Annotated in this window: 12 protein-coding genes and 3 pseudogenes; 7 read left to right on the top strand and 8 right to left on the bottom strand. The window is 52.9% G+C overall.

The genetic code is table 11. The features are described 5' to 3' along the window. The 7 genes and pseudogenes from MXF20_RS19775 to MXF20_RS19750 form a co-directional block, all read left to right on the top strand. Positions 1-107 (top strand): annotated as a pseudogene (locus MXF20_RS19775) (IS110 family transposase); the annotation flags it as partial. Positions 108-577: 470 nt separating this feature from the next. After that, complete coding sequence (locus MXF20_RS19770) at positions 578-2,242, top strand: ShlB/FhaC/HecB family hemolysin secretion/activation protein (protein ID WP_325970969.1); 1,665 nt, start codon at positions 578-580, stop codon at positions 2,240-2,242. Between the two features lie 12 nt (positions 2,243-2,254). Beyond that, positions 2,255-12,745 carry a hemagglutinin repeat-containing protein gene (locus MXF20_RS19765; RefSeq protein ID WP_325970967.1) on the top strand — a complete coding sequence of 3,497 codons (10,491 nt, stop codon included), beginning with the start codon at positions 2,255-2,257 and terminating at the stop codon, positions 12,743-12,745. 9 nt (positions 12,746-12,754) lie between these two features. Next, positions 12,755-13,102, top strand: a complete 348-nt coding sequence (locus MXF20_RS19760; RefSeq protein ID WP_325970965.1) for an immunity 8 family protein — start codon at positions 12,755-12,757, stop codon at positions 13,100-13,102. A 369-nt stretch (positions 13,103-13,471) separates the two neighbouring features. Further along, positions 13,472-13,621, top strand: a pseudogene (locus tag MXF20_RS23465) (helix-turn-helix domain-containing protein); the annotation flags it as partial. Positions 13,622-13,657: 36 nt separating this feature from the next. Continuing rightward, positions 13,658-14,113 (top strand): annotated as a pseudogene (locus tag MXF20_RS19755) (ISNCY family transposase); the annotation flags it as partial. Then, complete coding sequence (locus MXF20_RS19750; protein ID WP_418936867.1) at positions 14,110-14,283, top strand: hypothetical protein; 174 nt, start codon at positions 14,110-14,112, stop codon at positions 14,281-14,283. The pseudogene MXF20_RS19755 and the gene MXF20_RS19750, both read left to right, overlap by 4 nt. 28 nt (positions 14,284-14,311) lie before the next feature. On the opposite strand, the gene MXF20_RS19745 is transcribed toward MXF20_RS19750, so the two are convergent. From MXF20_RS19745 to MXF20_RS19710, 8 genes are all read right to left on the bottom strand, one after another. Then, entirely contained in the window at positions 14,312-15,367 is a 1,056-nt protein-coding gene (locus MXF20_RS19745; protein WP_325970963.1) for a fimbrial protein, read from the bottom strand. 16 nt (positions 15,368-15,383) lie between these two features. Next, entirely contained in the window at positions 15,384-18,014 is a 2,631-nt protein-coding gene (locus MXF20_RS19740) for a fimbria/pilus outer membrane usher protein (protein WP_325970961.1), read from the bottom strand. Positions 18,015-18,034: 20 nt separating this feature from the next. Further along, a complete protein-coding gene (locus tag MXF20_RS19735) occupies positions 18,035-18,739 on the bottom strand; it encodes a molecular chaperone (RefSeq protein ID WP_325970959.1) in 705 nt (234 codons plus the stop codon). Positions 18,740-18,826: 87 nt separating this feature from the next. After that, complete coding sequence (locus tag MXF20_RS19730; RefSeq protein ID WP_325970957.1) at positions 18,827-19,357, bottom strand: fimbrial protein; 531 nt, start codon at positions 19,355-19,357, stop codon at positions 18,827-18,829. Positions 19,358-19,728: 371 nt separating this feature from the next. Next, positions 19,729-19,965 (bottom strand): hypothetical protein, encoded by a 237-nt coding sequence (locus MXF20_RS19725; RefSeq protein WP_325970955.1) that lies wholly within the window; start codon positions 19,963-19,965, stop codon positions 19,729-19,731. Between the two features lie 174 nt (positions 19,966-20,139). Beyond that, positions 20,140-21,372, bottom strand: coding sequence for an FKBP-type peptidyl-prolyl cis-trans isomerase (locus MXF20_RS19720; RefSeq protein ID WP_325970953.1), 1,233 nt, complete (start codon positions 21,370-21,372; stop codon positions 20,140-20,142). Further along, entirely contained in the window at positions 21,372-22,193 is an 822-nt protein-coding gene (locus MXF20_RS19715; RefSeq protein ID WP_325970951.1) for a tetratricopeptide repeat protein, read from the bottom strand. The genes MXF20_RS19720 and MXF20_RS19715 overlap by 1 nt, the downstream gene beginning before the upstream one ends. Next, a complete protein-coding gene (locus MXF20_RS19710) occupies positions 22,190-22,522 on the bottom strand; it encodes a hypothetical protein (RefSeq protein WP_325970949.1) in 333 nt (110 codons plus the stop codon). Before MXF20_RS19710 ends, MXF20_RS19715 begins: the two co-directional genes overlap by 4 nt. Positions 22,523-22,551: the final 29 nt, after the last annotated feature.

The following is a 22,551-nucleotide window of genomic DNA, read 5'->3' as shown; positions in this document are numbered from 1 at the left end:
CGGGAAAAGTCGTGGTGTGCGCGGCGATGAAGAAGCTGCTGCAGCTGGCTTATGGCGTGCTGAAATCGGGTCGTCCGTTCGATGCCGAAATATGTCTTGCCAGGTAACCGGCAAGACGGTATCTACAGAAAACGGCGCGGTTTTGTTTCTTCATAGGCCTCAGAGAAACAGTAAATTATGCGATGACTCGCAGGCTGCGCATTCATGCGCACCGAATAAACACTAAATTGTGCGATATCTCGTAGGGTGCGCATTCATGCGCACCGGGATAACACTGCATAGGCGTAATCAAGCAGATTCTCCCGTTTCATTAATTCTTCAGAGTGAGTAGGTTTTAAATCCAGTGCCACCATTAATGAGATGATTGTAATAACCCCGGATAGATTTCAGCGCTTGACAGCAGTAATAAATCTATTCTCTTTTGATTTGAGTTAGCGCGGCACACCACATCAGATTAAGTCCTATCAAAAGATCATTCTCGTTTTATTCCCCTATCAGGAACTTTCTGATTGTTTAAGTGATATTCTGCGCAAGCAGGCTTACAAAACATTTACAATCAATTCCACTTAAGTCTTCTATGATGGCAAATACAGGGAAGTTACTGGCGCTAAGCGTCAGCTTATTTACTGCTTCAGCGCTGGCCGCACCATTGAATCCCGGCGACCGCGACTATATTCAGAATCAGCAGCAACAGCGACTGCAGCAAGACCAGCAGCAGCGAGACGCGCTCTGGAACGCAGTTGCGCCGCAGGCCACAACCTCTGAGGGAGCAGGTGTATCAGGCGCATGTTTTCCCGTACATCATATTAGTATACGCAATGCCTCTTTGCTGTCTCAGAGTCAGCAGCAGAATATAACCGCGACCTATATTAATCGCTGCCTGAACTTAACGGAAATTAATTCACTGGTTCACGCCATTTCCGACTGGTATATGCAGCGGGGTTATATCACCAGTCGGGCATTTTTAACCGAACAGGATTTATCGACTGGTGAGCTGGTAATTCCGGTGCTTGAAGGGAAACTCGACGAAATACGCCTCGACGGCCAGCATCCGCGATCGCTGGCTATGGCGTTTCCCGGACTCGAAGGAAAAGTACTCAACCTGCGCGATATTGAGCAGGGCATGGAGCAGATTAACCGCGTGCGCTCCACGCCGGTGCAGATTGAAATTCAGCCGTCGCCCAAAGCCGGATATTCCGTTGTGAACCTTACGGCAAAGCCAGAGTTTCCTCTCAGCGCCTCGCTGGGCTTTGATAACAGCGGACAGAAGAGCACCGGCACCGGCCAGCTGAACGCCTCCCTCACCGGCAACAACCTGCTGGGTCTCGCCGACCGCTGGTTTGTCAGCGGCGGGCGCAGCAGCGCCTTCAGCGAATGGCGCGATGCCCAGAGCCTGCAGGCGGGCGTCAGCGTGCCTTACGGCTACGGGCTGCTCGACTACAGCTATAGCTGGAGCAGCTACCACAGTAGTTTTATCAATAATGGCTTTAGCTGGCTAAGCAATGGCGACAATGTCGCGCACCGCCTCAACGGATCCTGGGTCCTGTTCCGCAACGGCGATATCAAAACCGGTGTGCAGCTTGGCCTGAATCACTACTCCAGCCATAACTTTCTCAATAACACGCTGTTGCAGAGCAGCAGCCGCAAAATCACCAGTCTGCAACTCGGGCTGAACCACACGCAGAAAATCTTTGGCGGCGTAGCCACGCTCAACCCGACTTTCAGTCGCGGCATGCCATGGTTTGATGCCGAAAGCGATGACGGCAAAAACGGCGACCTGCCAAAAGCACAGTTTCGCAAATGGAGCCTCAGCGGCAGCTTTCAGCGCCCGCTGACCAATAACCTCTGGTGGCTCAGCAGCGTGTACGGTCAGTGGTCGCCGGACCGACTCTACGGCAGTGAGCGTCTGACGCTCGGCGGAGAAAGCTCGGTGCGCGGCTTTAAGGAACAGTATCTCTCCGGCGATGCCGGGGGCTATCTACGTAACGAGCTGGATTACAGCCTGTTCACCCTGCCGGTGCTCGGCGAGGTCAGCGCGCTGGCCGCCGTTGACGGCGGGTGGATCCAAAGCGACACGCAGAACCGCGAGTCCACCGGCACGCTGTGGGGCAGCGCGGTGGGCCTGAGTACCCGCGGACGGTATTTCTACACCCAGTACACCGTAGGCATGCCGCTCAGCTATCCCGGTCACCTGCAGCCGGATCACGTCAGCATTTACGCCCGCGTCGGGCTGGTTTTTTAAGAGGCAAAGATTATGGACGATCGTCAACCCGTTTCCCTCGCCCGTCGCGCGCTGAGCTACCTTATCTGTTATCTGGTGGCGGTACAGCCAATGCTGCCCGCTATGGCGGCACAAATCACCCCGGTGACACCCGGCACAAAAATGGATGCCGCGGGCAACGGCGTGCCGGTGGTCAACATAGCTACCCCCAACGGCGCGGGCGTGTCGCATAACCAGTACCAGCAGTATAACGTCGGTCAGGAAGGGCTGATCCTTAACAACGCCACCGGCCAGCTCAACCAGACGCAACTCGGCGGCCTGATCCAGAACAACCCCAACCTGAAGGCCGGGCAGGAAGCGAAGGCCATCATCAATGAAGTCACGGGCGCAAATCGTTCACAGCTGCAGGGTTACACCGAAGTGGCAGGCAAAGCGGCCAACGTCATGGTGGCCAACCCTTACGGCATCACCTGCAACGGTTGCGGCTTTATCAACACCCCAAACGTCACGCTCACCACCGGCAAGCCGCAACTGGACGCCAACGGCAACCTGTCTGCCCTGGAAGTCACTAAAGGCTCGGTGACCGTCGAAGGCAAAGGGCTGGACGGCAGCAGCGCCGACGCGGTGTCGATCGTCGCGCGCGCCACCGAGATCAACGCCGGGATCTACGCGAAGGACCTGTCGGTCACGGCAGGGGCCAACCGCGTAGGCGCAGACGGCTCCGTCACGCCGATAGCTGGAGAGGGCTCCGCGCCTTCGGTTGCGGTGGATACCGGCGCGTTGGGCGGCATGTACGCTAACCGTATTCATCTGGTGTCCAGCGAAAAGGGCGTGGGGGTCAACCTCGGCAATCTCGCTGCGAAGCAGGGTGATATTCAGCTGAATGCGAACGGTAAACTGACGCTCGGCAACGCGCAGTCCAGCGGGGATGTCAGGATTTTGGCCCAGGACGTTGTGTTACAGGGTGAGCAACAGGCCGCCTCTGCGCTTCAGGTGCAGTCGCGTGGGGATATCGCGCTGAACAGGAGCAAACTTAGCGCAGGCACGCTGAACGCTGAAGCCACTGGCACAATAACGCAGGATGAAAACAGCGCAGCCACGACCACTGGCAGCACCTCACTGAGCGCCGGACGCCTGGCGCTTGCCGGCAAGTTAAGCAGTGGTAACGCGCTCTCCCTGCGGGCTGGGCAACTGAACGCCACTCATAATGCGTCAGTCAGCAGTGTCGGGAACAGCAGGCTTGAGATTGCCGGAGATTCTGACTGGCAGGGTTCACTGACGTCTGGGGGCGATATGTCCGTGACGGCTGCAAAGCTGACAAACCAGGGGCAGCTGGCGGCAAACCGCGACACGACATTAACTGTACAGCAACTCAATAATAGCGGCCGGATCCAGGCCAAAGGCAATCAGACACTGAAGGCCGATCGCCTGCATAATGCCGGCACTTTGCAGGCGGGTGGGGCACAGTCGCTGATCTCTCAGACGCTGAGCAGTAGCGGCGTGATTGCGGCACAGCAGGGGCTGGATTTTGATGTGGCAGACGGGCTGACACTGGGCGGAAGCAGCACTGGCAATCTGCTTAACATCAGCGCCGGACAGACAATCCTCAGTGGCAGCGCCTACGGACTGCAGGGCACGTCCCTGCAGGGTGATTTTTCAGGGCTGGAAAATTCGCAGCTCCTCAGTGGCGGTAATCTGTCGTTACAGGGCAACCGTTTAAGTCTTGCGGGGCTGATCTCAGCAGATAAACAGCTTGAACTAAACGCAGATACCCTGACAAGTGGCGCAACCGCGCAGACTCAGGCGCAGAATGCTCTGACGGGACATTTCCGCGAGGCCACGCTGGCGGGCAGTTTCACCACGCCGGGGGCGCTGCATTTTAACGTTGGCAGGGCAGATAACCGCGCGTTATTCAGCGGCGAGACCATTGGCTGGCAGGGCAGCAGTCTTTTACAACAGGGTCGCATTGCCGCTGATCAGAATCTTGACCTGAACGTCGGGGCAATTGACCAGCAGGGCAGCCTGCTGGCGGGCAACAGCCTGAAGATTACTGGCAATACGCTCAACAACAGCGGCACCACCTCCGCCGGAGAAATGCAGGCTCAGCTTACTGGCGGGTTGCAAAACACCGGGTCACTTATTGCACAGGGCGCTCAGACACTTGCAGCCGCCGGGCTCGATAACAGCGGCACGCTAGCCGCTGGTGATTTGCACGTTCAGGCCAGCGATATCAGTAACCGTGGACGCATTCAGGCCAGCCGCTCGGGTGAGCTCAACGGGAACTTGAGCAATCAGACTCCGGGGGTGATAGTCACAGGCGGTAGCCTCTACATCCACGGCAACAACCTCAGTAACGACGGTAAGCTGCAGGGACAGCAGCTACAACTTGAGGCCGGTGACATCCGCAACGGCGGCAGCGTTCTGGCAGGCGGACCGCTGGCATTGAGGGCGCAAAACCAGCTGAACAATACCGGTCAGCTGATGGGGCAGCAGGGTACCAAGATCAATGCCGCTGCTGTGAATAACCGGGGGGACATCCTCAGCCAGGGCGCGTTACAGGTTTCTGCCCCCACGCTGGACAACAGCGGAAAAATGCAGGCCGACAGCCTGAACGTCAGCGGCACGCAGCTCAGCAACAGCGGTAACCTGAGCGCGCTGAAAGATATCGCGTTACAGCTGCAGCAGGATGTCAGCAATCTGCAAAACGGGCAGATGCTCGCCGGCAACGCCCTTACCATCAATGCTGCCAGCCTGACTAACGCCGGGAAGCTGACCGGGGTCAGTCAGCTCAGCGCGGCCAGCAGCGGCACCACGCAGCAACTCGCCAGCGGACAGATGCTTAGCCAGGGAGACCTGGTGCTAACGGCTGCACAACTGACTAACAGCGGACGGCTGCAGGCGCAGGATATCCGGTTGCGCGGGGGTGGACTGACCAACAGCGGGCAAATTAATGCCATCAATAGTCTGGATGGGCAGTTTACCGGTGCACTGGATCATCAGGCCGCAGGGTCGCTGTTCAGCCAGAATAGCCTGCTGCTGAGCGCAAAAACGCTCAACAGCGCTGGCAACGTGCAGGCCGGTGGCGCGACTTCACTCTCAGCGGACTCCCTGACTAACCGCGGCACGCTGGTGACGGGGGGCAAACTTAACCTCCAGCTCCCGGTGCTGGTCAATATTGGCTGGCTGCAAGGCAATCAGCTGGAATATCGCGGCAACAGCCTCAGCAATAGCGGCACGCTGATAAGCGATAATGCCGGCGAATATCATTTCACGTCACTTGAAAATGCCGGCACTCTGCAGGGGCGTGACCTCACACTCAGCGGGCAGAGCCTGACCAACAATGGCACATTGATGGCGGCACATCAGCTTAATGCCACAGCTGGTCATCTCCTCAACAACGCCGGCGGACGGATACTCAGCGCAGGTGGTGCAGTGCTGACCGGCTCCACATTCAGCCAGCTGGGTCAGATTGCGGCACTCGGCGATGCGGTGTTGAAGGTGAGCGATGCGTTTGCCCAACGCGGTACGCTGGCGGCAGGCGGGCATCTTCAGCTCAGCAGTACCGGTAATCTGACAATTGAAGGTGCGACCCAGGGTAATCAACTTACGCTGAGCAGCGACGGCAGCATGGTGAATAACAACAAGCTGCAGGGCGGTAGTGGGCCGTTGAATATTACCGCAGCCAACATTACTAACAGCGCCAGCGGATCAATTCAGTCCGGTGGCGCGGCAAGCCTCACCAGTCGTGGCACCCTCACAAATAACGGCTTTATTGGTGCGGCAGGCGACATGGTGCTAAACAGTGCCGGGCAGTTGCTAAATACCGCGCTGCTGTATAGCACGGCCAATATGCATCTGTTCTCTGCGAGCCTTAATAACCTGCGTGGTGATGTACTGGCAGACAATAATCTGACCATCGCGCGCAATGCTTCGGGTCAGGCCAACGATGAGGTCGTCAATACTTCCGGCAATATTGAAACCGCGAATGGTGATATTACGATTTCAACCGGGCATCTGCTGAACCAGAGGGATGGTTATCGGGTAACAGAAGAAACTCATCAATACTTCAATGGCAGTGCCGATCATATAACATTAACATATGGAGACTTCAATCCAGATCAGTATTACGTCTCCTATGAAAATAGATGCGTAGGTTCGGGAAATAATTGTTCTGATTACTGGAAAGTCAATCTCGAGCCGGATTTTTGGAAGCGTAAGGTACTGGTAAGCGAAACGATCACCGGTGCAACAGCCACTGGTGGCGCAGGGAGAATCGCATCAGGGCGTGCTTTAACGATCTTGGCAGGTTCACTCGAAAATAATGCAAGTTCATTGCTCTCACAAGCTGACATGTCGCTCTCAGGAGGACAGATAAATAATACCTCAGCGACATCTGGGCGTTATCAAACCTGGCAATCTTATGACTGCGCAGCCACAGGTAGTGGATTTTTCTACTCATGTTCCAGCCATTTAAAAAATCCTTATGTAGATAAATCACTACCAATAAATTTTTACCTTACTGATACCCCTGAATATGTATCAGTGGAGGATGGATATAGCTATCGTGCCGTGATACAGGCGGGTACAAATCTCAGTGCCAATTTCAGCCAGAACATCAGCAACACTAGCCTGACGGCGAATGCAGGATCGATTGGTCAGCCAACAATTCAGAAGCCTGCCCTGACAACGGGCATATCTACCGGGCAGGTCAATGGTGCTCAGGCAAAATCACTCAGTCAGAACAGTACAGCGCCCGGCGCGGAAACCGGCTGGCAAAACAGTCTGAAAAATGCGCTCGGCAGCCTGGGCAATAGCGCTGCCTCTCTGGGCGATTACCCGATACCGACCGGTAACAACGGCCTGTTCGTGCCGACAGATAAGCCTGATAGCCTCTACCTGATCGTCACAAATCCCAATATTGCCGGGCTCGGTAAACTGGACAGTAGCCTGTTCAAGGGACTTGATATCTCATCATTGACTGCACCACGGGAAGTGCGCAGTCAGTATACCGATACCAGCAAGGTTCTTGGTTCGAGCTATTTCCTTGATCGCCTGAATCTGAAACCCGAAAGCGACTACCGCTTCCTGGGCGATGCCGCATTTGATACCCGCTATGTGTCGAACGCCGTGCTTAGCCAGACAGGCCAGCGTTATATTCATGGCGTGGGTTCTGACCTCGATCAAATGCAGACACTCATTGATAACGCCGCCCATCAGCAGCAGAGCCTTGGCCTGCAACTGGGGGTCAGCCTGACACCTGAGCAGGTTGCAGCGCTAACCGAAAGTATCGTCTGGTGGGAGACCGTTGAGATTGACGGTCAGAAAGTACTGGCGCCCAAACTCTATCTGGCCACCCAGGATGTTAAACCTCTCACCGGCAGCACCATCCTGGCAAATAACGTCAGCCTTAAGGGCGGAACCCTCACGAATGCGGGCAGTACCTTGCAGGGCGGCAGTAGCCTGAGCCTTGCCAGTGACAGCACCATCAGCAACACCCAGCAGGGTGTAATAACCAGCAGCGGAGCGCTGAATCTGAGCGCGCTGGATGATATCCGTAATATTGGGTCCAGCATCTCCGGCAAGCAGGTCGCACTGGAAAGCACAAACGGCAGCATCATCAATCAGACTGAAACGCGCCAGTGGACAGCCGCAGGTAAGAGTTTCACCGGCGCGATGTCGATGTCACGGACTGAAACCGGAGCCGCTGCAACCATCAACGCGTCAGACGGCCTGAAGCTTAACGCAGGTCAGGATATTGTTCTGCAGGGCAGTACTGTCTCATCGGGTGGTGATATGTCGCTGGAGGCGGGCAATGACGTTCGCCTGCTCGCGAATCAGACGCTGAGCGGGGACTATAAAAAGACCTGGCGCGGTTCTCAACAAAGCAGCCAGAGTGGCGCAAACGTCAGCACACTAAACAGTGGCGGCAGCCTCAGCGTTAAGGCGGGTCATGACCTGACATCCGAAGCCGCCTCACTCAGAGCAACCCACGATGTCGCGCTGGCTGCAGGGAATGATCTTAATCTGCAGGCGCAGGACTCCCGCGCCTTTACCCAGAAGCACGGCAACAGCAGCGTCAGCATCCGTGAGCACATCCGCCAGGATGGCACCGATATTTCCAGTGGCGGCAGCACCACGCTGACGGCGGGGCGCGACGTCATCGCCAAAGGTACACAGGTCAACGCCACGGGCGACCTCGCCATCAGAGCGGGCCGCGACGTCAATCTCACCACCGCGACAGAAAGTGACTATAGCTACGACGAAGAGACCAAAACCAAAAAAGGCTTCCTGAAGAAGACCACCACGCACACCATTAAGGAAGACAGCGTCACCCGCGAAAAGGCCTCACAGCTGAGCGGTAATACGGTCTCTGTGATTGCCGGAAACGACCTCACCGTACAGGGTTCTTCCATCGCCGGTGACAAAGGCGTCGCACTCAGCGCAGGCCATGACCTGAACATTGTCACCGCCACCAACACCGATTCTACTTACAGCCTGAAAGAGGTTAAGAAAAGCGGGCTGATGGGCGGCGGACTCGGTCTCAGCTACGGCAAACAGTCGGCGAAGAGCGAGCGCAACGGCGAGCAGGTCACGCAGAGCGATGCGCGCAGCCTGGTGGGCACAGGCAACGGTGCGGTGATCCTGACGGCAGGCAACAACGCGCTGATTAAGGGCAGTGACGTGGTCGCGGGCGGTCAGAACGGCGACATCAACGTCACGGCGAAGAACATCGCCATCGTGGCGGGTCAGGATCAGGTACGCGAAACCGCGAAACAGGAGTCAAAAAGCAGCGGGTTTGGCCTGAGCCTGAACCTGGGGCCGCTGGACACGGTGCGCAACCTGCGCGACATCATGAACAACACCAGCTCGGTGTACGACCAGGTCAAGCAGGTGGGTAACGAGTTTGGCGCCAGCGCGCTGGATTCACCCGCACCGGGCCTGACCTATGGTCGTTCAGACAGCAAAGCCAGCCAGAACACTGAAAGCGTCTATCAGAGTGGCAGTACGCTGAATGCCACCAGCAACCTGACGCTGAAGGCCCGTGGCGGTGCGGATACGGCCACCGGCAACATTCTGGTCGAAGGCAGCAGCCTGAACGCTGGCGGTAAAGCCTCGCTGGACGCCACGCGTAATATCGACATCACCAGCGCCGCCGACAGTCAGAAGGCGGCCAGCAGCAGTAGCAGCAGGAGCTGGTCGGCGACGACCTCCGCCTCGATAGGTGCGCTGGCGCGCAGCGGCGGTGGTTCACCGAACAACGGTTCGGCAGGCACCAACTACGGCTCGAAAAACAGCCAGATGAACGGCGACAGCAGCATACTCACGCAGCACACGTCATCGATTACCGCAGGCACCGTTGACGTGACCAGTCACAAAGGGGATATAGCGATAACCGGTTCAACGCTGACCGGCACTGGCGGCGTCTCACTAAACGCGGAGCAGGGCAACGTCAGCGTCGTCGCGGGGGAAGACCGTCAGCAGGCGTCGGCCAGCGGGTCAGATCATGCTATTGGCGATCTGGGCGGCGACGGCTACAGCGGCACGGTGGGCGTGGGCCACAACAGCTGGAAAAACGCCAGCGCGGGCACGCAGCAGAACACCCTGCGCAGCGGCATCGTCAGCACGCTGGGTGACGTGACGGTGAATGCGGCTAAAGACGTTAACCTGCAGGGCGCAGACGTCTATGCCCGAAACGCGCTGAACGTCAACGGCGAAAACATCCACCTCGACCCGGCGAAAGACACACACGACGCCAGCAGCAGCAGTAAATCCTCGCAGTATGGCATCACCGCGCAGGTCTCCGGCTACGGCGTGAGCATGGCGCAGGCGGCAGACAAGCTCGCTCAGTCGCACAAACAGAGTGACGATCCACGTCTGCAGGCGATTTATGCCGCGCAGACGGCCATGACCGCGCTGTCGGCGTATACCCAGAACACCGCAGCCGTCAAAGTCACGGTCAGCGCCACCGCGGGCAGCAGCCATCAGTCCGTGGAGCAGAGCAGCACGCAGCAGAGCGGCAGCGTGCTCAAAGCGGGCGGCGACGTAGCGGTCACGGCGAAGCAGGACATCGCCGGCGAAGGCGTCAAAATCAGCGGCGATAACGTCTCACTGAGTGCGGGCCGCGATATCGCCCTGAGCAGCGCCACAGACAGCAGCAGCCAGAAATCCAGCAGTGGTGGCAGCAAGTATGGCGTCGGCGTGGGCTTTGGCCTCGGCGGCAGCCAGAACGGCTTCTCCATTGAGCTGGCCGCCAGCCAAAACAGCGCAAACGGCAACGGCAGCAGCATTACTCACCACAACAGTGAAGTGAACGCAGCAGGCGACCTGAGGGTGAAAGCCGGTGAGGACGTCACGCTGAACGGCGCGAACCTCAACGGCCATCACGTTGACCTCGATGCGGGACGCAACCTGGAGATTGCCAGCCAGCAGGACCGTGCGAGTTACGACAGCCAGCAGAGCTCATCCGGATTCAGCGCCAGCATCTGCGTGCCGCCAATCTGTGCGGGCGTACCGGTGCAGGGCAGCGCCAGCATGAGCGGCAGCAAACTCTACAACGACTTTGACTCGGTGCAGCAGCAGAGCGGCATCAGCGCGGGTGACGGTGGCTACAACATTTACGTCGGCAACCATACGCAGCTGGATGGCGCGGTCATTGCTTCCTCCGCAACGCCGGACAAAAACCATCTCAGCACCGGCACGCTCGGCTGGACCGATATTGAAAACCACGCCAACTCCGACGGGAGCGGCTTCAGTGTCGCTGTCAGCGGCAGTATGGGAAAAACCACCACGCCGGCGTCTGACAGTTTCATCAACAATATTCCGAAATCCGGGCAGCACCAGCCATCGGGGGGCAACTCGCTGCCTGTGGCCACGCTGCAGCAGACAAAGGACCGCGCCAGCTCAACGACCTACAGCGCCATTTCACCGGGCACTATCGAGATCCGTAATCCGGAAGCGCAGAAGCAGGACGTGTCGCAGATCAGTCGCGACACCGCCGCAGCGGAGAATGCGCTGAAGGACAAGTTTGATGCGCAGAAGGCGGAAGACAGCCTGACTATCCAGAAAGAAATGGCAGCACTTGGACAGCAGACGATTCAGGTGACGTTTGATTATCTGAAGGCGCAGGAGAAAGAGAAGCTCAAAAACGACCCATCCTTTAAAGGATTGTCAGAGGCAGAAAAAGAAAAAGCGATCGACAAGCAAATTGAAGAGAAGTACGGCATCGGTTCGAACCTGCAGATTGCGGCGCAGGCCATCAGCGGCTTGTTTGCAGGGCTTGCGGGCGGTAACGTCAGCGGTGCGGTTGCAGCAGGGGCTGCGCCACTGCTGGCACAGATGGTGAAACAGGTAGCCGACGGTAACGAGCCAATCCGCATATTGCTACACACGCTGGCATCGGGGCTGATTGCCAATGCGCAGGGCGGCAGTGCAATTGGTGGTGCAGCGGGCGGCCTGACTGCGGGGTTACTCAGTTACAACGATGCGCTTAGTCATCTGCTGTACGGCAAAGATGCATCAACCTTGTCAGCCGATGAAAAGTTGCTTATCGCGAATATCGTCACCCTGGCGGGCGCAGCTGCCGGCGGTGCGGTTGATGGCAGTACTGGGGTGGGTAGCGGGGCTTCTGCAGGCAGGACGGAGGTCGAGAATAATACTCTGAGTCTTAAGCAGAACCAGTCACGCGCTCACGAAATGACACAGTGCAGGGGCAATTCTAACTGTGAAAAGACTGTCATTGAAAAGTATAAAAAGTTAAATGATGAACAACATCAGAGCGTTATTGGATGCATTGGCGCTAAGGATTGTGTTGATAAAGCTAATGATGTCTCGAAATTACAATCTGACTACGCGAATCGAGCCAATGAGTTACTAGAAAAAGCTCGAGTAAATGGCAGTCTGAATTCGCAAGATCAGAATGAGTTATCAATCCTTCAGATCACGTTTATCCAGCTTGAGGCAGACAGAACAGCAGCTATTCACAATGCATTGATGTCGGGGGACTCGCCAGAAGCGAAGCAACTTGCTATAAACTCTCTTGCTCAGGCTGTTGGAACAAGTGCTGCGGGGATTGCAGCAGGAGTCGGAAAAAGTGGAAAAGGCGAAGGCCCGGGATCCGCCAATGAAACAACTGGGAAAACAAGCGGAGCAGAGAATGCTGCCACCTATGCGAAGCTGAAAGATGATTTGATAAAGCAAAACCTGAATAATATTGCGATGCAGGATCCGAGGCTGGCAGCAGTCGTCAAAGGTGATAATGGCAAGCTAAACTATGGAGTAGGTTCAGGAACAGCTATGGAGGCTGATCAGTTAGGTAAAATTTGGGTTGGTGATGGTGCAAGACTCACCAGTGATAAAACTGGATTAATGAGTGCTGATAGAACTCGTGTATATCGTTTTCCTGCCTCAAAAGAAAATAGTTCATATTCAACGACCGGTACTCAGGCTAACTTTGAAACTTACAAAATAGATCCGACGACTGGAGATAGGAGTAAGATTGGTAATGGTCATCTTGATATAGAATAGGAAATATAAATGAAGGCTGTTTTGAAAAGTATTTCAAATGACGATTTTGAATTAGATAATTTTCATCCTGAAGATGAGCAGTGTTTTTCTCTCCGGTTGTTATTGCGTATTGGGGGTGACGATAGCTCTGGGGCAGACAACTTTGATCTCCGTATTTGTACCCCGGAATGGCTATGTAAGCACCTCTGGCTTCCGGAACTGATGCGGCATACGCTTCTGGTACGTAAATACGATCTGGATGAAATTAAAAAAAACATCACAGGCTGCATCGATCGGTGTGAAGGCAATGACTGGAGGGAGATAGCAGAAAAGCTCTCTCACTTTTTTGCTTGGGAATATGAAGACTATCAGTCTTAAATGAAATATCTAGAGCAATCGCGTCAAGATCGTTACCAGCCACTTGCTCATTAGTAAGACGGATAACCAGTTATCGGAACGGTGAATATCCAGGGCAGCCGTCCGGTGATAAACCCAGCGGTTCCGTTAGCTACCGAGTGAATCTCAGGTGTGCCAGGAGTGGCCTGGTGCTTTGTGAGATTGTCAATTTAACATAATCATGATTATGCGCACTTAACTTGAGAGTCCAATTTGATAATGTCACTTTTTAGCTAGTTCATAATGTCACCCAGATGCGGCGCGTTTGCCACCTTTTATGGGAGATCTCTGCTGATGCTGGTGACCATGTCGAACAAAGAGCTTCACCGCCTTTCAGTCGTTTAGGCTGTTATTGAAAAACGTCTTCGCCGCCGTGATGCGGCCTCCCAGCTTGATCTTACCGAACGTCAGGTTCAGCGGCTGATGAACCGCTACCGCGAGTCTGGTGCAGCCGGTCTTACCGACGCACGACGCGGCAAGCCCGGCACGCATCGCATTGATGAAGCTCTGCGCCACCACATACTGACGCTGCTAGGTGAAATGCACCGCACAGTCTCAGAGAGCAGCCCGGAACTGGATGACATCTTCGTCTGGCAGACGCTGCGTACGCTCTCAAAATCACTGACGCTTCAGTACGATAAAATATTGTATCTGGTTGAACCTACTGAGGAAAATTCATGCACAGCCGGAGAGAAAATCCTGGCGTTTGACTACCCAGACGGTACGCTCGCATACCGTCACGGCAGCCGAATCCTGGAATACCAGATGTTCGACAAGCTGGAGTGCATCAGCCATGGGCGCATCGTGGACAATAAAAGGCTGGGTGCGGTGCTGAAGCTGGCGCAGTAAAAGCAGGATGAGCTGGAAGCCGCAGGAAAAAGAAAACGCAGCCAGAGTATGCCCAAAAGGCGGGCACAGATTCAGGTACAGCTTAGGGCAATCAACCCGGTTCTGGCTGAACCATCACTGATTAAATCCGGCCAGAAAAAATGAGCTCACTACCCTTTTCTCTTCATCTCCTTGCACGTTATCGCGAGTCTGGGCCGCTGGCACTGGCGAACCGCCGCTGTGGATTGCGCGGTAATCGCCAGCTTGTTCCTGGCCTTGCTGAACTTGCTCTGGGCATCATCCGCGATAACTACGCCGACTTTGAATTAAATTAAAATCCGTGTCAGGCTATTAAAGAATATCCTATTGAATAATTATGGTGTAAGTCGCCACGGCATTGAATTCGCCGGTCTGATGATGCTTAGCTCCAGGTATGTACCGAAGAAACCAGTAGAATGTATCGGCAAAATAACTTTTATCTTTCCCTCCAGCAGCCCAATGATTTAGCGAATATTTCTCACCAAATTTTGACCAGCTGTTTCCCTCCGCATCCCGAGCGAAACGAATGGCCATATCATCAATGCTGGTTGACAGTGCACTGGCGTCATTACCGTGCAGCGTGCTTGCATTAAACGTGATGTTTACCTGGTAGTCATTAACACTTTCATCGCGCAGCGGCAGGCAAGCCACTTCGATGCGCGTAGCCTGTGGCGTACCCAGCGTTTTTTCGTTGGTCTCGCCTTTTGGGCGGTTAATTTGACCAAATCTTACATTATGCTCTTTTTCTGTAATCAGTTCACAGCTTGCAGTCGTCGCTATAATTGGTGCTATCAAGCCATTACCCATAATATCAAAAGAACTTTCACTGGCAGCTTTACCCTGCAAAGCTAGCGCCCCGCCTCTTGCCAGTCTCATAGTGGTGTGTGACTGGAAAGGTGTGTTGTGACCGATTTTCACAAGCTGTGCTTTAAGACTAAGGCGCAGTGTTTTAGCATCACGGCTGGCTGGATAAAGGGTGCAGCTGAAAGGCTTACCAGAGCTGATCCAGTCGCTGTTAGTGCAGTTACCGCTTTCGCTGTTTGCATCAACACGCAATCGTACGCCAACCCCCGGTATGTTGGTCGCCAGAATATCGCGTCCTGGGCCGAGCCACTCCAGTGGACCGTTTTCATGCACACTAAAGCTCACCGGTTGATTGAGCGGTCCTTCGCATTGTAAGGTCATATTTAATATTTCCCGTTGCGCATCGCCAATTTCACTGAACAATGGCGTAGAAGCTGAAATCTGCACTTGACTCGTTAGAGTTTGCTGCACATTACTGATATAACGGCAGGCGGGAGGCAATTCAGGTAGCGCCAGATTCTGTGCATGTGCACCAGTGCTACCAAGCACCAGTAACCCGACAAGAAGCGCGCTCATTCTAATGCTCACTCTGTTACTCCTTTTCATCAATTCGCTGGCAAACGCTGCGCATTTGCGCCGGTGTATTATCGTCCGACGGACTTGACAGGCTGAACGGTATGCTGCATCTGGTGTTTTCTCCCTTACCCCACTGCACTGTGAGTTGACCTGTTTCGGGTAATCCCGTCATATAGAGCAGACCTTCATCCGCGACAATACCGGTTGTCGGATTACTTTCATCACTATTTTCAAGCAGGGCAATGGCTCCAAACGGTACTGGCTGTCCGTTTTGCTGAGTCACAGTCATTAATACCTGTCGGCCGTGCTGGGTTGGATAATCAGCCAGCACCACTGCGCCGCGCGTTGGAACGACACCAGTGCTGGTATTGTTCAACGCAACGTTGGCTTTAAGATTCGTCGGCTCCAGCGACACTTCGGTACGGCGATAGGGTGTGACATAAGGCACTACTGCATAACCGCGCCAGTCGGTTGCTACACCTGTCTGGTTATTCACATTGACACCTGAAGCACCGGGCGCACGCACCAGCGCCACGGTTTCACTTAGTTCCTGCGACAGTGTTATGCCATATGGGTGTGCCACTATACCTCCGCGCAGTCCATAATTGACCTGCTCCTGTTGAGCGCTGCGGTTGTAGCCTGCCGACAGCGTGCCACTACTGCCACGGTAGGCAGCAGAGAGAGAAGAGCTACCCTCGCCTTTTGAGGCCTGACTATGGCTAACGTTGTAACTGAGCTGGCTTCCCTGGAGCGCGGTGCCGCTAAGTCCCAGCTGCTGTGACGTGCCATGGTTTTTTACATCAACCAGACCATAGTTAAGGTTCATGGTCGGTCGATATCGGCTTTCACCACCCGGCAGCCAGCGACTGAGCGGCACCGAGACGTTTAACGCAAGGCGGCTATCCTGACGGCCAGTGTCTGTATCCTTCGCCTGCGTGAAGTTCACGCCGAGATTGGTGCCCCATAGGCTAGTGTTGTAACCCAGCGTCCAGCTCTGCAGCGCGCCTTGTTTCGACCAGTAATCGCGTTGAGATCCAGTGACATACAGCGAACCGGCATCGCCCAACGACTGGTTCAGCATCAGTTGAAATTCACTACGCGGGCGATAACGGGAGTTTAAACCATTCCCTGTGCCGTCAGCGGATTGCGTGACAGTATCCTGGAGGCTGTAATAGCCTGCAGTTGAATAGCGATAGGCCGCCAATGACACTGAGGTGCCGGTTTCAAGGATGCTGCGCGAGTAACGCAAGCGGTACGATTGCCCGTGCACACGTTCATGACTCGGCAACTTAGCACTGGACTGTGTTACATCTGCGGAAAGCGCCCCCAGATGGCCCAGGCTGACGCCAACACCGGCGCTGAGCGCGCCATATTTTTCTGTCGCCTGAACACCGCCATAAAGCGTGATGCTGCGCGGAAGACCATAAATAATGGTGCCTTGTACAAAAATCGGTTCGCGGTTACCGCCGCCGCTCTGTAATCGTCCACCTACAAACGCATATTTCGCTTGCCCTTCTCGTTGCATAATCGCTACCGAGGAATACGGCTGTGAAAATGTGCGCTCGCTGCCATCGTTCTCTTTGATTGTTACTTCGAGATCGCCACTTAAAGAAGCAGGATAAAGGTCGTTAATTTCGAATGGGCCAGGTGGCACATAAGATTGGTAGATAACACTATTATTCTGGCGGATGGTCACTTCCGCACCAGATTCCGATACACCACGTATGACCGGTGCAAAACCGCGAAGGCTGTTTGGCAGCATGGCGTCATCGGAGACTAATTGACCACCACGAAACTGTACGCTGTCGAATACTTCCCCGGGTGTGGCGGCATCACCTAAAATCAGCTGTCCTTTAATTGAGTGGATATCACGCTGCAGGTATGTGCTGATAACGTTAAAGTCACGCTTGCTTTTCCCCGATGAAGAGCGCTGCTGCCCAGTGGCGTAACTTCGTAACCGCCAGGCACCCAGATTGAATCCACCGCGAAGGTTGGCATAGAGTGATTCGCTGCTGCCAACACCGCTAAGGCCACGGGTGTGATTGCCAGTGATAGCATAGTTGAGCAGTGCCGCCGGTAAGCCCTGATCCCAGCTTGCGGGGTCAGCTTCTCCTCTTGCTCGACGCTGCATCATTAACTGTGGAATCGAAAGGTTCAGGCGCTGGTCGGCAAATATGAAGTCGCTGCGAGCACTGGGAATATAAGCGCGTATATTTTCAATGCTGACGTCATGCGGCAGCGTAGCCAAGCCCTCTATCGTGCTGGTACGCACGCCAAACGCGTCATATTGTTCACGAGTGAATACAGGCAGCAGCTCATTATCTGGACCAGTAATGAAGGTAACATTCTGATCGCCAACATAGCGATCATTAATAAACACTTTGACTCGATAATCACCCGGAGCCTGCGACCCCATTTCATAAGGGCTTAAATCAGCATATTCATTTTGCAAATAATCATCCCCTGCAACTTTGAGAAGCTCAGGGTTGAAATAGAGTTGAGCAAATGATTCAGACGAACAGGTAATGATACAATAACAGGCGGTTTTAATCGATCGCGAAAAACTATTATTTTTGTAGTTATTTTTTTTATTTTCAGATTTCTTAGCGTTGAATATAGTCCCTTTTGTTTTAATAAATCTCCGCATTGCCTGCCACCTTTAAGATTTTAATTTAATTTATACTTGAATTCATCTGACACGCCGCCAGAATCATTAACTGATCTGACAGAAAATTCATTTACCCTTGTTTTTTCCGGTAAATGATGAACATAATCACCGTATGGGCTCAGCATGGGCGCATCTTTATTAACCTGCTTTCCGTTAAAAGCCATACTGTTAAGAGTGACATAAAATGGTGTGGGATTTGTAATTTTTACCTCATTCCCGTTCTGTTTTATTTTTAATTTCTTGAAAGCTTCATTAGCTGTGCCATTTAATCCCTCAGGGCGATAGAAAAGTTTCAAACGCATGACATAAGCAAAAGATATAGCATTATTCGAAACATCTTCTTTCTTTTGTGATGGTATGGCCTTAACATTCAGCCAGAAGAGAGATTCACGGTCTTTGGGAAGATTATTATCTATCAATTTTATGCGCACAGTATTTTGGCCATAATCTTGACGATATAAAGGAGGCATGACGAGGAATGGTGCTTTAGTTTTCCCTGTTTCCTCAGTGACCCAAGACTGTACTAAAAATGATTTCTTGTTGTCCGAGTTACGGACAGTAATCAAAGCTTCCTCTTTGGTTTCGTAATATATGATGCGAGTTGCATTCAGACTGAAACCCTTGGTATCAGCATAAACTATTTTAATGGTGAAAGCCTGGCATACGATTAATATAATAATAAATAGACTAGAATAAGAAGGCATAAACTCCTCGCGTAGTTAATCTTAAATCAACGTCATTGATAGAACTGGCCTGTTTAACTCATGTAAACAGGCCGCTCAACTATCAAATTATTCGTATGTCATGGCTAAATTGACGGTTGCAGCAAAATCACCCGCTACAACATTTGCGCTACCTGATTGACCGCCACCTGTAAATCGAACCAGGCTAGGCTTCAATGTGAAAGTGGTCGCATTAGCTACCAGATCTTTAGAGTAACCCGTAGCGCTATACATTTGTTTATCATCATCACCGTTTACCAGCCACAGACCTGCGCCTTTCATTGGACCGGTGTAAGCAATACGCGGACCATTTCCGAGTTCAGCAGTGAATGTTGGAGTTATCGTTACTTTAGAAATTGATGACGGGCAAGCTGTTACTTCAATTGTCATAGTCTCTTGCTTATGAACATTACCATTCGACAGGGCTTGCAATTCGGCCTGATCAATGTTTCCAAAGTTAGCTGTTTGATTCATGCCGTTTATTGTGCACGTTGCCCCTACAACTGAGCCGGAAATAGATACAGTTCCCGTTTGAGCTTGAACAGAAGCAGCAGCAAAGATACCCATCATAGCGAATAATACAGATTTTTTACTTTTCATATCTTATTTCCTTGATTTAACGATTAATAAGTCACTCATCAAAAAGCAAACCATTTTTGATGCGAATACAATATTAATTTTAGAATAACAGAGAAATAAGAGCACTCTCGATTTTAGTGCGGAAGAGACTCATTTCAGACTAGCGTGGGGAATTATAAATCTCTATCGCAGTACTCGAAAACTTTTTTATGTTAAAAAGCATATTGATATTAGCCTCAGCATGATTCCTTTTGCGAATAGAGTTGAGTCACGGTAAAACCTGCATGCAAATATTCTAGCACCCTTTCTTGGCGTAATTCGATGAGGGTCAGTTCCATTTTTTCATTAATATTGGATAAGTTAAAAGGCGAGGCTGTTTTATCCTGTAAATGCTAATGCCAAACATGCCGCAGCCCCATACTGATTTTTTCCGGATGCAGAGATTTGCAAAAATACCCTTTGAATGCGGGCCGTAAATTTTTACTCAGGCGCTGATGTTGGTGGGTTTCACCCAGCGCCACCATGGCTATACCCGGCATCTCCTGATGAATTTTTTCCACCAGCGATACGGTCTCTTCTTCACTAAGTGAGGACGACAGGTCCAGAATTGTTATGTCTGCCGGATTCATACTGAGTGACAGCAGCAACTCCGCATAGGTATGACAACAATTCACCACGTTAAAAATAGCGCTTTGGTTAATCAGAAACTTCAGCTCTTCCAGATAAAGAGGATGGGCATCCAGCAGGATTATTTTTACTTCATTGTTATTTTTGCATCATCTTACCTATTTGCGGCTTGAGAATCATGCTTTGAGCTTGATATCAAAGATCACTACTGCACCTGGTGGAATGAGGTTGTCTACGCCCTCATCACCGAAGGCCTCTTCTGGCGGCAAAATCACTTCCACTTCACTACCTGACTTTAGGGTGCTCAATATGTTAGTTAATGCTGGTAATAGGCTATTCAGTTTGACACGCTGTGCTTTGTTCTCTTTGCCGCTGCTATCAAATACTGTGCCGTCGGGCAGACGTCCGGTCAGCAGCAGATCGACTGTGCTATCTGCTTTTAGCGTTTCGCCAGAGCCAGCTTTAGTGACGAGGTAATATGCACCTTTCAGTGATTTCACACCTTTACGTTTTCGGGTCTGCTCCAGGAACGCTTTACCGCTTTTATGTTGTTGCTCGCGCTGATACGCTTTGTTCTCCTGCTGCGACTGCAGACTGCTGTTTAGTTGCTGGTCAAGATCGTTTACCAGCGTAGTGATCTCTTCACTGTTTAATGCGATGCGCTGGGCAAAAGCATCCTGTATTCCGGCCAGCACCATCGGTCGATCGGGATGAATGCCAAGATTTTGCTGAGCTTGTAAGCTTTGTACAATATTACTGGCGAACGCAACGCCGTTAGCGTAAGAAAGTTTTTGCGTCTGTGTTTCGGGTTTAATGACAGGCGACTGCGCAGGAGCGCGTAACGCTTCAAGCTGCTGACTTAGCTCAACTACATCTTGCTCTTTTTGCTGAAGCTTTTCCGATAGTGCAGATTGCTGCAACGTCTTGGTATCCACCAGTTGTTGCTGCGCAGCCAGTTGAATACGTAACTCACTTAGCTGCTGAAGATATTTATCAGGTTGGCTCTGTGCCACTTGCTGTTCAAGCTCGTTCAGGCGAGCTCGCATTGAGCGCACTGCCTCCTGGTCCGCTTTCTGTGCAGTTAACTGTTGCTGAAGCTTGCTCTTTTCTACCTGGTAATCTGCAAGCGTCTGTTGATGTAGACGTTGTTGCTCCGTCAACGAATTTTGCAGACTCTGTATACGCTTGTCATGATCGATTTTTTGCGTAGTCGCCGGGCGCAATACTTTACGCTGTGCCGGTTGCGGTTTGAGCCACGGTTTTGCTGGCTCGCTGTCATCAAACAGTGTTTCCGGAATGGTATCAATCGAGCTGAAACCAGTCAGTTGCGGCGCTGCATGTGCAATCGTAAAAAAAAATGCTGAGGCTATTTCCACACTCAGCACGGCAGGCAAAAGTGTTCTTTTCATCAAATAGTTTCCTGATTAGCCAGCCGATACTGACGTATATAAAGTTGCTCTAACTTGCGAGCCCTCGCCGCTTTACCCAAGCGGTTAGCCTCTACGTACATGCGTAATTTCATTTGCTCCGCCACCCGCCTCAGGCGCGGGTCATTACTATTTTTCTCTGCCACGGCGTACCAGGCATAGGCCTGGTCTGGCTGTTTTTTTACGCCAGCGCCACTCTGATAAGCACCTGCTAAATTAAACTGGGCTAGCGCGTGCCCTTGCTCAGCTGCCTTGCGGTACCACATCACCGCGCGTACCGAGTCCTGCTGCGTTCCATCGCCTCGACTCCAGGCCGCGCCAACATCATTTTGCGCCTGCGGTTCACCGCGCTCAGCCGCCATCATGAGCCAGTTAAAAGCCTGCTGTTTATGCTGCAGTAGTGGATTAGCGTGTAGCTCAAGCTGCGCCAACTGACGAGCTGCGCCGTTGTGCCCCTGCTCAGCAGCACGCGCTAGCCATTGCAAGGCTTCGGAACTGTGTGCAGGTAGTAATAGACCAAGTTGATATTGCGCCTGGGCATCGCCCTGTTGTGCCGCTGCACGTAATAGCGGTGCCGCTGCATCGGTTTGACCAGCCGATGCCAGCCACTGGCCATAACGCTGCTGTGCCATGCGTTCACCGGCATCGGCACGCTGCCCGATGTGTACCAGTTGCTGTTGGAACTGATTAAGTAATGGCGGTTGCGACATTGCCGGGTTTGCCATCGTTGCCGGATAGCGAACACAGCCGCTGATGAGCAGGACCAGAGAGGCGGCGGTAAATAATAATATTCCCTGAATCATTCACTCTTCTCCTTTTTCGCTTGCTGCATCAGGGCATCAAACAACGTGACATGAATGCGCTGGCAGCGTGTTGCTAGCTGCGCCTGATACACGCTATCCAGTACTGATTGCATATCTGTGCTTAGCTTCGGGCGTGTCAGCAAATATTTGGCACTGCGGTCCAGAAGAGTATTCAGGGCGGTGTCCTGCTTCTGCCAGCTGACCACATCGTAGAGTTGAAGTGCCGCTAATTCCGATTGGCAAATAACCAGTCCTGAATACGTGGATACAGATTGCCTATGTTCAGGCAAGTCTTTTTGCTGTACAGCGCACCCCGTCAACCACAGCAATGCGCTCAGGAGTATGCTGACTCTGAACG

The sequence above is a fragment of the Pantoea dispersa genome, assembly GCF_035783935.1.
Lineage (GTDB): Bacteria > Pseudomonadota > Gammaproteobacteria > Enterobacterales > Enterobacteriaceae > Pantoea > Pantoea dispersa_C.
The sequence above is the reverse complement of the archived record's forward strand: the minus strand, read 5'-3'. Positions and strand labels throughout refer to the sequence as shown.

Excerpts from the sequence above, each read along its gene's own strand:
- MXF20_RS19770 (WP_325970969.1), top strand. The coding sequence starts at position 578 with ATGATGGCAAATACAGGGAAGTTACTGGCGCTAAGCGTCAGCTTATTT.
- MXF20_RS19765 (WP_325970967.1), top strand. The coding sequence starts at position 2,255 with ATGGACGATCGTCAACCCGTTTCCCTCGCCCGTCGCGCGCTGAGCTAC.
- MXF20_RS19760 (WP_325970965.1), top strand. The coding sequence starts at position 12,755 with ATGAAGGCTGTTTTGAAAAGTATTTCAAATGACGATTTTGAATTAGAT.
- MXF20_RS19750 (WP_418936867.1), top strand. The coding sequence starts at position 14,110 with ATGAGCTCACTACCCTTTTCTCTTCATCTCCTTGCACGTTATCGCGAG.
- MXF20_RS19745 (WP_325970963.1), bottom strand. The coding sequence starts at position 15,367 with ATGAGCGCGCTTCTTGTCGGGTTACTGGTGCTTGGTAGCACTGGTGCA.
- MXF20_RS19740 (WP_325970961.1), bottom strand. The coding sequence starts at position 18,014 with ATGCGGAGATTTATTAAAACAAAAGGGACTATATTCAACGCTAAGAAA.
- MXF20_RS19735 (WP_325970959.1), bottom strand. The coding sequence starts at position 18,739 with ATGCCTTCTTATTCTAGTCTATTTATTATTATATTAATCGTATGCCAG.
- MXF20_RS19730 (WP_325970957.1), bottom strand. The coding sequence starts at position 19,357 with ATGAAAAGTAAAAAATCTGTATTATTCGCTATGATGGGTATCTTTGCT.
- MXF20_RS19725 (WP_325970955.1), bottom strand. The coding sequence starts at position 19,965 with ATGAATCCGGCAGACATAACAATTCTGGACCTGTCGTCCTCACTTAGT.
- MXF20_RS19720 (WP_325970953.1), bottom strand. The coding sequence starts at position 21,372 with ATGAAAAGAACACTTTTGCCTGCCGTGCTGAGTGTGGAAATAGCCTCA.
- MXF20_RS19715 (WP_325970951.1), bottom strand. The coding sequence starts at position 22,193 with ATGATTCAGGGAATATTATTATTTACCGCCGCCTCTCTGGTCCTGCTC.